The following is a 9,905-nucleotide window of genomic DNA, read 5'->3' as shown; positions in this document are numbered from 1 at the left end:
ATATTGACCCCGGCGGCCACCGCCTGGCGGATGGCGAGGATGCCCGAGTGGAAGTAGGTACCGTCGCCCATGTTGGCGAAGAGGTGGCGCTCTTCGGTGAAAGGGGCTTGACCGACCCAGGGGACGCCCTCTCCGCCCATGTGGGTGAACGTGGCCGTGCGTCGTTCGGGCATCCAGGTGACCATGTAATGACAGCCGATACCGGCCAGCGCCCGGCTTCCTTCTGGCACGTGCGTGGAGGTGTTGTGCGGGCATCCGGGGCAGAAAGTGGGGATGCGCTCAGCGACGGGAGGGCGAACGGTGAGGGCGCGTTCGCTCGCGTCGAGGAAGGCCAGGCGCTCGCGGATGTGCTCGGAGGTGTAGAAACGCGCGATGCGCTGGGCGATCACCCGGGCGATCTGCGACGGGTTGAGCTCCCCCGCGGCAGGCAACAGCCACTGACCGTGGTCCACTTTGCCATCGGGGCGCAGGATGTGCGCCCATTCACCTTTTTCGTCGAATTTGCCGATCACTCGCGGGCGCACGTCCTCACGCCAGTTGTAGAGTTCTTCCTTGAGCTGGTATTCGATGAGCTGGCGTTTCTCCTCGACGACGAGGATCTCCTCGAGCCCTTCGGCGAAGCGGCGCACGCCTTCGGCCTCGAGTGGCCAGACCATGCCGACTTTGTAGACACGAATGCCGATTCGGGCGGCGAGCTCCTCGTCGATGCCCAGATCGTCGAGCGCCTGGCGCACGTCCAGATAGGCTTTTCCGGAGGTGATGATGCCCAGGCGCGGCTGCGGCGAATCGATGACCACGTGATTGAGCCCGTTGGCGCGGCAGTAGGCGAGTGCGGCGTAGAGCTTGTGGTGCAGCAGCCGTTTCTCCTGCACCAGCGGCGGATCGGGCCAGCGGATGTTGAGCCCGTCGGGCGGCAGGGGGAAGTCCTCGGGGATGCGTGTTTCGATGCGGAAGGGATCGACGTCAATCGAGGCCGAGGTTTCCACCGTGTCGGCGAGAGCCTTGAAGGCCACCCAGCAGCCGCAGTAGCGCGACAGGGCGTAACCGTGGATGCCCAGGTCGAGGTATTCCTGCACGCCGGCCGGGGCGAGCACTGGCATCATCAGCGCCTTGAAGACGTGGTCGGTCTGGTGCGGTAGTGTGGAGGACTTGGCGGCATGGTCGTCGCCAGCCACGGCAAGCACGCCACCGAAGCGCGAAGTGCCGGCGGCATTGGCATGGCGGAAGACGTCGCCGCAGCGATCGACCCCCGGTCCCTTGCCGTACCACATGGCGAAGACGCCGTCGTATTTGGCTCCGGGAAAGAGCCCCACTTGCTGGGTGCCCCAGACGGCGGTGGCGGCGAGATCTTCATTGACGCCGGGCTGGAAGACGACGTGATGCGAGCGTAGATGCTCCTTGGCGCGCCACAAAGTCTGATCGAGTCCGCCGAGCGGCGAGCCCCGGTAGCCGGAGACGAAACCGGCCGTGTTGAGCCCGGCGGCTTCGTCGCGCTCGCGCTGGATGAGCAGCAGGCGCACGAGTGCCTGGTAGCCGGTGAGATAGACGCGTCCAGTGACGCGATAGCGGTCGTCGAGCGACGCAAGGGGGGTGGCCACGGCGGGCGTGGTGGCAGGGGTGCTGGCCATCGGTGTCTCCTCCGTTCATCCGCCGGGTTCGCTCGTGGCGAGTCGGCGGGGGTCCATGCGATCGGGCGCGCGGGTAGGCGCCCCTTTGCATTTCAGCTTAGTCGAGGAGTAAGCCTAGTGTCAAATGGTCGATGACGGCAGTCGGGTAAACCCTGAAGGGTTCATTCGCGATGATAGGGATGACCGGTCGTCAGACTCCAGGCACGATAGAGCGCCTCGATCAGGACGACACGGGCGAGCGCGTGTGGCAGCGTCAAGCTGGAGAGACGCACCGTTTCGTCGGCGCTCTGCAAGAGCGTGGGATCGAGCCCGTCGGGGCCGCCGATGAGGAGCGCCACGTCACGCCCGTCGTGGCGCCAGGACTGGAGCCGATCGGCGAGCTGCTTCGTGTTGAGGTCGACACCGCGCTCGTCGAGCGCGACGAGGCGTGCCCCGGTAGGGATCTGCGCGCGCAGGCGCTCGGCTTCGCGGCGCTTGAGCTCGGACACCGATTTGCCGCCGGTGCGCGGCTCGGTCTTGACTTCGACGATCGTCAGTGGCAAATCCGGGGGAAAACGCCGCGCGTATTCAGTGCAGGCCGTCTCGGCCCAAGCGGGCAGGCGCGTGCCCACCGCGAGCAGGGTGAGCTTCATCGTGCGTCGGTCAGGTGCCTTGGCGGGCAGTGGCGCCGTGCTGCCACAGGTCTTCGAGGCGATAGTAGGCGCGCACGGCCGGCTGCATGACGTGTACGACGACCGATCCGAGATCGACGAGCACCCATTCGCCCAGAGCCTCGCCCTCGACGCCGACGATGGGGATGCCGGCCTCCTTGGCGCGCTGGATCACGCGTTGGGCGAGCGCCTTCGTCTGGCGTGTAGACTGGGCGCTGGCGACGACGACGCGATCGAAGAGCGGCGAGAGCGCTCGCGTGTCGAACACGCGGATGTCCTCGCCCTTGACGTCTTCGAGGGCTTCGACGGACAGGGCGGCGATGGCTTCGGCATCGAGCAGGGTGTCGGTGGTGGTCATGGGTTTTTAGGGTCTCCTTGGTACAGTGAATGGGTGGTGATGTAGCGCAGCACCGCCTCCGGCAAGAGATAGCGGGCGCTGCGTCCCTCGTACAGCAGCCGGCGGATCGTGGTGGCCGAGATGGCGAGCGGCGTGTTGCGGAAGAATCCGACGAGGCCGGCCGGCGTTTCGGCCAGCCGCGCGAGTTTGGGCGCGCGCCGCTCAGCGAGCACGTCCTGCAAGGCCGGCGGTAGCCCCGCGCCGGGCTCGGGCGGATCGTCTTCGGGCGGTTCGCTGCCCCAGGGCGGCGGAAAATCTGGCCGCATGGCGACGAGCACGTGGGCCAGTTCGAAGAGCCGCTGCCACTGGTGCCACGAGGGTAGGCCGAAGAAGGCGTCGGCGCCGAGGATCAGCACGAGAGATCGGCGTGGACCGTAGCGGCGCCGCAAGGTTTCCAGGGTGATGACGGTGTAGCTCTTGCCGCTGCGGCGCAACTCCAGATCGTCGGCACGAAAGGCGGCATGGCCACGGAGGGCGCAGCGGACCATGCCGAGCCGATGGACGGCTGGGGTGCCCGGCGCGGGGCGATGCGGCGGGTCGCCTGCCGGGATGAAGAGCACGCGCTCGAGCGCGAGCGCCTCGCGCGCCTCTTCGGCGAGCCGCAGGTGGCCGTAGTGGATCGGGTCGAACGTGCCGCCGAGTATGCCGATCGGCCGCAGTGAGGCGTTAGCGGGGACCGAAGACATCGCGTACTTGCAGGTAGAGCCCGGCGAAGAGCGTCGGCACGAGTACCAGCGGCAGCAGGAACAGAGCGATGCCGAGCACGTAGGGATGGATGAGCGCGGCCAGAAAGGATAACACGAGCACCAGGGCGAAAACGACGGCAGCAATACCTAACGCATATACGAGCAAGGCGCGCCAGTTGCGTAGGGTGGCATAGAAACTGAAAAAGAGCGCCTTGGGCCAAGGTTGCCGGTGCCAGGCGACCAGGGCCGGGGCGAACCAGTAGGCCATGGTCACCGGCAGCGCTATCGCGAGCCAGACGAGCAACGGCCACAGGAGCTGGGGCTCGCTCTCGAGCGAGGCGGGATCGATCGTACCGCGATACAGCCCGAGCATCAGGCCGCCGTCGACGAGGATCGTGGCGAGTACGGCGAGCAGGTTTCCCGCCAGCTGAAAAGCACCCAGCGCGGCGAGCGAGCGCCACGGCCCACGAAAACCGGTGAAGAGCACTTCTGGTCCCGGACGGCGCCCGCCCTCGGCAGCCGCCATGCCCTCGAGCACGCCGATCGAAAGGATGGGCATGAGCAGTGCTGCGAGAAACTGACCGAGGTAGGGCAGGCTCGAGGCGAGCAACAGCAGCAGGACGTAGGCAAAGCTCACGTAACTCGTGAGCGCGGGGGCGCGGCGCCACAGCGCGAACCCTTCGGTGATCCAGCGCCAGCCGTGCGAATATCCAAGGATGTGGGCGTGCATGCGAAGCCGGCGCTCACCAGGACTTGATGATCCACATCGGTACGGAGAGCTCGGGCGTGCCGTCGAATCGCTCCATCACGCCATTGCCGGTACGATCGATCAGATAGTACGGTGTGCCCCCATGGGCCGGTACGACCTTGATCATATAGACGCGCCCTCCGATGCGGTATTCGGTGACTTCGTCTTCCCCTTCCTTGCGAATCGTCACTTGAGGCTCGAGCAGATCCTCTTCGGTGATGGGTCCGGGCAAGGGCGGTGGTTCGGGGATGGGTTCCAGCGGAGGGCGCGCAGTTTGCCCCCAGGCCGAACTGGCCGCGAGCAGTACGGTGAATAGCAATGGGCGAATGCTGGATTTCATGGGTGCGATTCCGGCGGCAAAGCTTCCTGTCGGCATTCTACCTTAGCGGCGGGCAGCCACGCGCTTTTCTTCGATGTTTTCAGAGGTTGAGCATCAGCTCGCGTTCGGTCGGCAGGGGTTCGAAACCGCGGCTCTCGTAGTATCGGAAGATTGCCGCGACGATCTCGTCGGGATCCTCGATGATCTGCACGATGTCGAGATCGCCCGGGTCGATCATGCCTTCTCCCACGAGCCGCTCGCGTGCCCACTCGAGCAACCCTTCCCAGAATGGGCGGTGTACCAGGATCAGAGGGATGCGCCGGCTCTTGCCGGTCTGGATGAGCGTCATGGCCTCGAAAAGTTCATCGAGGGTACCGAATCCACCTGGCAATACGACGTAGGCCGAGGCGAACTTCACGAACATGTATTTGCGCGCGAAGAAGTGCCGGAACGTCTGCGAAATGTCCTGATAGGGGTTGGCGTGCTGTTCGTGCGGCAACTGGATGTTGAGCCCCACCGAAGGGCTCTTGCCGAAGTAGGCGCCTTTGTTGGCCGCCTCCATCACTCCGGGGCCGCCGCCGGAGATGACGGTGAACCCGGCGTCCGAGAGCTTGCGCGCGATGCGCTCGGCGAGCAGATAATAAGGATGGTCCGGCACGACACGGGCGCTGCCGAAGATGCTCACCGCCGGGCGGATGGCGGCGAGCCGCTCGGTGCCCTCGACGAATTCGGCCATGATGCCGAAGATGCGCCAGGATTCGCGCCCGTTGTATTGAATGTCCTTGGGGTCGACGACCGGATTGGGGAGTTTGTCGTTCAACGGCATGGTCTTCCTTTCATCGTGCGCCGAACCGCGGTATAGTTGCCCGTTTGCAAGCCTCTGTGAGAGACGCCATGACGACGCGTCTGCTGCTCGTCGACGGTTCGAGCTATCTTTATCGAGCGTATCACGCTTTGCCCGATCTTCGTACTTCCCGGGGAGAGCCCACGGGCGCCATCCGCGGGGTGCTGTCGATGCTGCGGCGCCTGACGCAGGAATTCCCCGCGCCGTATCGGGCCTGCGTGTTCGATGCACCGGGCAAGACCTTTCGCGACGAGTGGTACCCGCAGTACAAGGCGCAGCGCCCCGAGATGCCCGAGGACCTCGCAGCGCAGATTCCCGTGCTGCACGAGGCGATCGAGGCCGAGGGCTGGCCGCTCCTGGTGATTCCGGGAGTGGAGGCCGACGACGTGATCGGCACGCTCACCCGCCAGGCGCTGGCGCGAGGCTGGGAAGTGGTGATCTCCACCGGCGACAAGGACCTCACCCAACTCGTTGGACCGGGGGTCTTGTGGGTCGACACCATGCGCGGCGAGAAGCTCGACGCCCAGGGCGTGGAGGAGAAATTCGGCGTTCCGCCCGAGCGCATCGTCGATTACCTGGCGCTGGTGGGAGACACGGTCGACAACGTCCCCGGCGTGGCGGGCTGCGGCCCCAAGACGGCAGCGAAATGGCTGCGGCAATACGGTTCGCTCGATGCCTTGCTGGCGCACGCCGACGAGATTAAGGGGCAGGTGGGGGAAAACTTGCGTGCGGCACGCGATTTTCTGCCGCTGGCAAGAAAGCTCCTGACCGTGCGCTGTGACCTCGAACTGCCGGTGCGGCTGGAAGATCTGCAGGCGCGGCCGCCTCAGCGCGAGAAACTCCTCGCGCTCTATGAACGGCTCGAATTCCGCACCTGGTTGAATGAACTGCGGGCACAGGGAGTCGAGGCGGCGGCCGAGTCGAGCGGCGATGACGGGTTCGAATCGCCGGCGCAAGCCGCGGCGCGGCGTTCGGCCTACGCCTGCCTCACCGACTGGGACGAATTCGAGCGCTGGCTCGGTGAAATCGAGCAGGGCGCCCGCGTGGCGTTCGATACCGAAACGACCAGCCTGGACGCGCGCAAGGCTTCCCTCGTCGGCATCTCCTTCGCCGTGGGGCCAGGTCGGGCGTGCTACATTCCGCTCGCGCATCGTGGGCTCGAAGTCGGGCCGCAGCTGCCGCGCGAAGAAGTGCTGCGCCGGCTCGCACCCTGGTTCGCCGCAGCCGAGGGCAAGGTGGCGCAGAACGCGAAGTACGACTGGCACGTGCTCGCGGCGCACGGGGCCGAGCCGGGCGGGATCATCGACGACACGATGTTGATGTCCTACGTGCTCGAGAGCGACGCCCAGCACGACCTCGACCGGCTCAGCCGCCGCTGGCTCTCGCTCGAACCGCTCACGTATGCCGAGGTATGCGGCAGCGGCAAGAAACAGATCGGCTTCGACGAGGTGCCGCCGGCGCGCGCGGCAGCCTATGCCGCCGAGGATGCGGACCTCACCTGGCGGCTTTTCGACGTGCTCTCGGCCAAGCTCGCCGCCGAACCCAAGCTCGAACGCGTCTATCGCGACATCGAGCGTCCGCTCGTGCCGGTGCTGGTGGCCATGGAGCGCGCCGGCGTGGCGATCGACCCCAAGGTACTCGCGGCGCAGTCCCGGGAATTCGAGACCCAGCTGCGCGCGCTCGAGCAAAAAGCCCATGAGCTTGCGGGGCGATCGTTCAACCTCGCCTCGCCCAAGCAGGTCGCCGAACTCCTGTTTGGCGAGCTGGGCCTGAAAGCGGCCAAAAAAACCGCCGGCGGGCAGGCTTCGACCAGCGAGGAAGTGCTCGAGCGCCTGGCACACGAGCATCCCATCGTCGAAGTGCTGCTGCAGCACCGGCAGATCTCGAAACTGAAGAACACCTATCTCGACAAGCTGCCGAAGATGATCGATCCGCGCACGGGGCGGGTGCACACCACCTTTTCCCAGAGCGTGGTGGTCACGGGGCGCTTGTCCTCGAGCGAGCCGAACCTGCAGAACATTCCGATACGTACGGCGGAGGGGCGGCGCATCCGCTCGGCCTTCGTCGCCCCGCCCGGCTGTCTCCTGCTGTCGGCGGATTATTCCCAGATCGAGCTGCGCATCATGGCGCACCTCTCGGGCGACGCGACCCTGGTGGCGGCCTTCCTGCACGGCGAGGACATCCACAAGCACACCGCTGCCGAGATCTTCGCGGTGCCTCTCGATGCGGTCACGCCCGAACAGCGGCGCGTGGCCAAGACCATCAACTTCGGTCTCATCTACGGCATGAGCGCGCATGGCCTGGCGCGCAGCCTGGGGATCGACCGCGCTGCGGCGCAGGAGTACATCGACCGCTATTTCGCACGTTATCCGGGCGTGGCGGCCTACATGGAGCAGGCGCGAAAGACTGCTTATGAGCAGGGCTACGTCGAGACCCTCTACGGCCGCCGGGTGTGGCTGCGCCACATCCGCTCGCGCAACCCGGCCCAACGCCAGGCCGACGAGCGGGCGGCGATCAACGCGCCGATGCAGGGCACCGCGGCCGATCTCATCAAACTCGCGATGATCGGCGTGCATCGTGCCTTGCAGGAGCAAGGCCGCGCGGCGAGGCTCGTCCTGCAGGTGCACGACGAGCTGGTGCTGGAAGTCCCGGAAGCGGAGATAGAGGCCGTGCGTACCCTCGTCACCGACCAGATGCAGAACGTCGCCGAGCTGCGCGTGCCGCTCGTGGTCGACGTCGGCGTGGGGAAAAACTGGGACGAGGCACACTGATGGAACGGAGCATGGATTCTTCCTGGGTGCTCTATCGCCGGCTGTGGGGTTATGTGCGTCCCTATCGTGCGGCCTTTGCCACGGCCCTGCTCGGCTACATGATTTTCGCCAGCGGCCAGCCGATGATGATGGGTGCGCTGAAGTATTTCGTCGATGGCCTGACCGACCCGGCGCGGGCACAGCTGCTGGTGCCGGGCTGGGGGGTAGTCGACACGCTCTATCTCGTGCCGGCGGCCCTGATGTTGGTGGCCCTCTGGCAAGGGATCGGCTCGTTTCTCGGCGCTTATTCCATGTCCAAGGTGTCCGTCGGACTCATCCACGATTTGCGGGCGGCGCTCTTCGCTCACGGGTTGAGGCTCCCTACGGCCTATTACGACAGCCAGGATTCGGGCCGGATCGTCTCTCGGCTCACCTTCGACGTGACCATGACCACGGGCGCCGTGACCGAGGCGGTGCGCGTCGTCGTGCGCGAGGGGCTGACGGTGGTCGCCCTCTTTGGCTATCTGCTGTGGTCGAACTGGAAACTCACGCTGATGTTGGCGGTTCTGCTTCCGGTGCTCGGAGTGATGATGCGCAGTGCTGGACGCAAGCTTCGCTCAGCGTCTCGACGCCTCCAAGAATCGATGGGACGCATCACCACGCTCGCCACCGAGGTGGTGATGGCGCAGCGCGTCATCAAAGCCTTTGGCGGCGAACGGCGGGAACTGGAGCGCTTCACCCGGGCCAACGACGAAGATTTTCAGCGGCAGCTGCGCTTGGCGCGCATCGGAGCAAGAAATAGCTCGACGATACAGCTCGTCACCTTCGTGGCGATCGGCGCTCTGCTGTGGCTCGTGTTGTGGTTGCGCGGAGACGCCACGGCCGGCGACCTGGTGGCTTATGTCACGGCGGCCGGGCTTTTGCCCAAACCGATCCGGCAGCTGACCGAAGTCAATGCCCGTATCGCCCGAGGTTTGGCCGGAGCGGAGAGTATCTTCTCGCTGCTCGACGTGCCACCGGAGCGCGACGAGGGGAGCTTTGCCCTCGAGCGCGCCCGCGGCGAGATCGCCTACGAGGGTGTGCGCTTCCGCTACCCGAATGCTCAAGACTGGGCGCTCGACGGGTTGGATCTACGCATCGAGCCGGGCGCGATCGTCGCCTTGGTCGGCCCTTCGGGCAGCGGCAAGTCGACCATGGCCCAGCTGCTGTTGCGCTTCTACGATCCCACCGAAGGCTGCATCCGGCTCGACGGTGTCCCCTTGCCGCAATGGCGGCTCGCGGCGCTGCGCCGTCAGATCGCCTACGTCGGGCAACAAGTGGTGCTGTTCGACGCGACCGTGGCGGAGAACATCGCCTACGGCGCGGGCGAGCGGCAGGTGTCGCGCGAGGAGATCATTGCGGCGGCGCGAGCGGCGCACGCACTGGAGTTCATCGAGCGCCTGCCGCACGGCTTCGATACCCCCATCGGCGAGAACGGGGCACTGCTCTCCGGCGGCCAGCGCCAGCGCCTGGCGATCGCCCGCGCCCTCCTGAAAGACGCGCCGGTGCTGGTGCTCGACGAGGCTACCTCGGCTCTGGACAACGAGTCCGAGCGCGCGGTGCAAGCCGCGCTGGAGACCCTCATGCAGGGGCGCACGACGCTCGTGATCGCACACCGTCTCACGACGGTAGAGCGGGCCGATCGCATCGTGGTGATGGAGCGCGGGCGCATCGTCGAGAGCGGCACGCACGCACAGCTGCTCGCCGCGGGGGGGCGCTATGCCCAGCTGTACCGGGAGGATTTGGCGGCATGAAGGCCAGCGTGCCCTCTAGGGAGACGCTGAAGAAATGAGCGAGCGGGATGAAGCGCAAGGCGCACGGAGCGCAGCGACCGAGACATATCG

8 protein-coding genes and 1 pseudogene are annotated in these 9,905 nt (G+C 66.1%); 2 read left to right on the top strand and 7 right to left on the bottom strand.

Annotated elements, in window-relative coordinates:
* The 7 genes and pseudogenes from EPD80_RS10265 to EPD80_RS10235 all read right to left on the bottom strand — a co-directional run.
* Positions 1-1,628: pseudogene (locus EPD80_RS10265) on the bottom strand (indolepyruvate ferredoxin oxidoreductase family protein); the annotation flags it as partial.
* A 161-nt stretch (positions 1,629-1,789) separates the two neighbouring features.
* On the bottom strand, positions 1,790-2,260 hold the full coding sequence (gene rlmH / locus EPD80_RS10260; RefSeq protein WP_142811563.1) for a 23S rRNA (pseudouridine(1915)-N(3))-methyltransferase RlmH: 471 nt from the start codon (positions 2,258-2,260) through the stop codon (positions 1,790-1,792).
* A gap of 10 nt (positions 2,261-2,270) precedes the next feature.
* Positions 2,271-2,636, bottom strand: a complete 366-nt coding sequence (rsfS, locus tag EPD80_RS10255) for a ribosome silencing factor (RefSeq protein ID WP_142811560.1) — start codon at positions 2,634-2,636, stop codon at positions 2,271-2,273.
* Positions 2,633-3,361 (bottom strand): nicotinate-nucleotide adenylyltransferase, encoded by a 729-nt coding sequence (gene nadD / locus EPD80_RS10250; protein ID WP_142811558.1) that lies wholly within the window; start codon positions 3,359-3,361, stop codon positions 2,633-2,635. Before nadD ends, rsfS begins: the two co-directional genes overlap by 4 nt.
* Positions 3,342-4,091: a BPSS1780 family membrane protein gene (locus EPD80_RS10245; protein WP_142811556.1), complete on the bottom strand. Its 750-nt coding sequence runs from the start codon at positions 4,089-4,091 to the stop codon at positions 3,342-3,344. The genes nadD and EPD80_RS10245 overlap by 20 nt, the downstream gene beginning before the upstream one ends.
* A gap of 13 nt (positions 4,092-4,104) precedes the next feature.
* Positions 4,105-4,437 carry a DUF2782 domain-containing protein gene (locus EPD80_RS10240; protein ID WP_370456497.1) on the bottom strand — a complete coding sequence of 111 codons (333 nt, stop codon included), beginning with the start codon at positions 4,435-4,437 and terminating at the stop codon, positions 4,105-4,107.
* A gap of 91 nt (positions 4,438-4,528) precedes the next feature.
* The gene (locus EPD80_RS10235; RefSeq protein ID WP_142803872.1) at positions 4,529-5,254 is read right to left on the bottom strand and encodes an LOG family protein; all 726 of its coding nucleotides are present in this window, start codon (positions 5,252-5,254) and stop codon (positions 4,529-4,531) included.
* A 68-nt stretch (positions 5,255-5,322) separates the two neighbouring features.
* On the opposite strand from EPD80_RS10235, the gene polA reads away from it, so the two are divergent.
* Together polA and msbA are read left to right on the top strand one after the other, a co-directional pair.
* Entirely contained in the window at positions 5,323-8,043 is a 2,721-nt protein-coding gene (gene polA / locus EPD80_RS10230; protein ID WP_142811553.1) for a DNA polymerase I, read from the top strand.
* A gap of 11 nt (positions 8,044-8,054) precedes the next feature.
* On the top strand, positions 8,055-9,815 hold the full coding sequence (gene msbA, locus EPD80_RS10225) for a lipid A export permease/ATP-binding protein MsbA (protein ID WP_221928956.1): 1,761 nt from the start codon (positions 8,055-8,057) through the stop codon (positions 9,813-9,815).
* Positions 9,816-9,905 lie beyond the last annotated feature (90 nt).

Source organism: Tepidiphilus olei (assembly GCF_006980705.1).
Classification (GTDB): Bacteria; Pseudomonadota; Gammaproteobacteria; order Burkholderiales; family Rhodocyclaceae; genus Tepidiphilus; species Tepidiphilus olei.
This window is presented reverse-complemented; position numbering and strand designations above follow the sequence as displayed.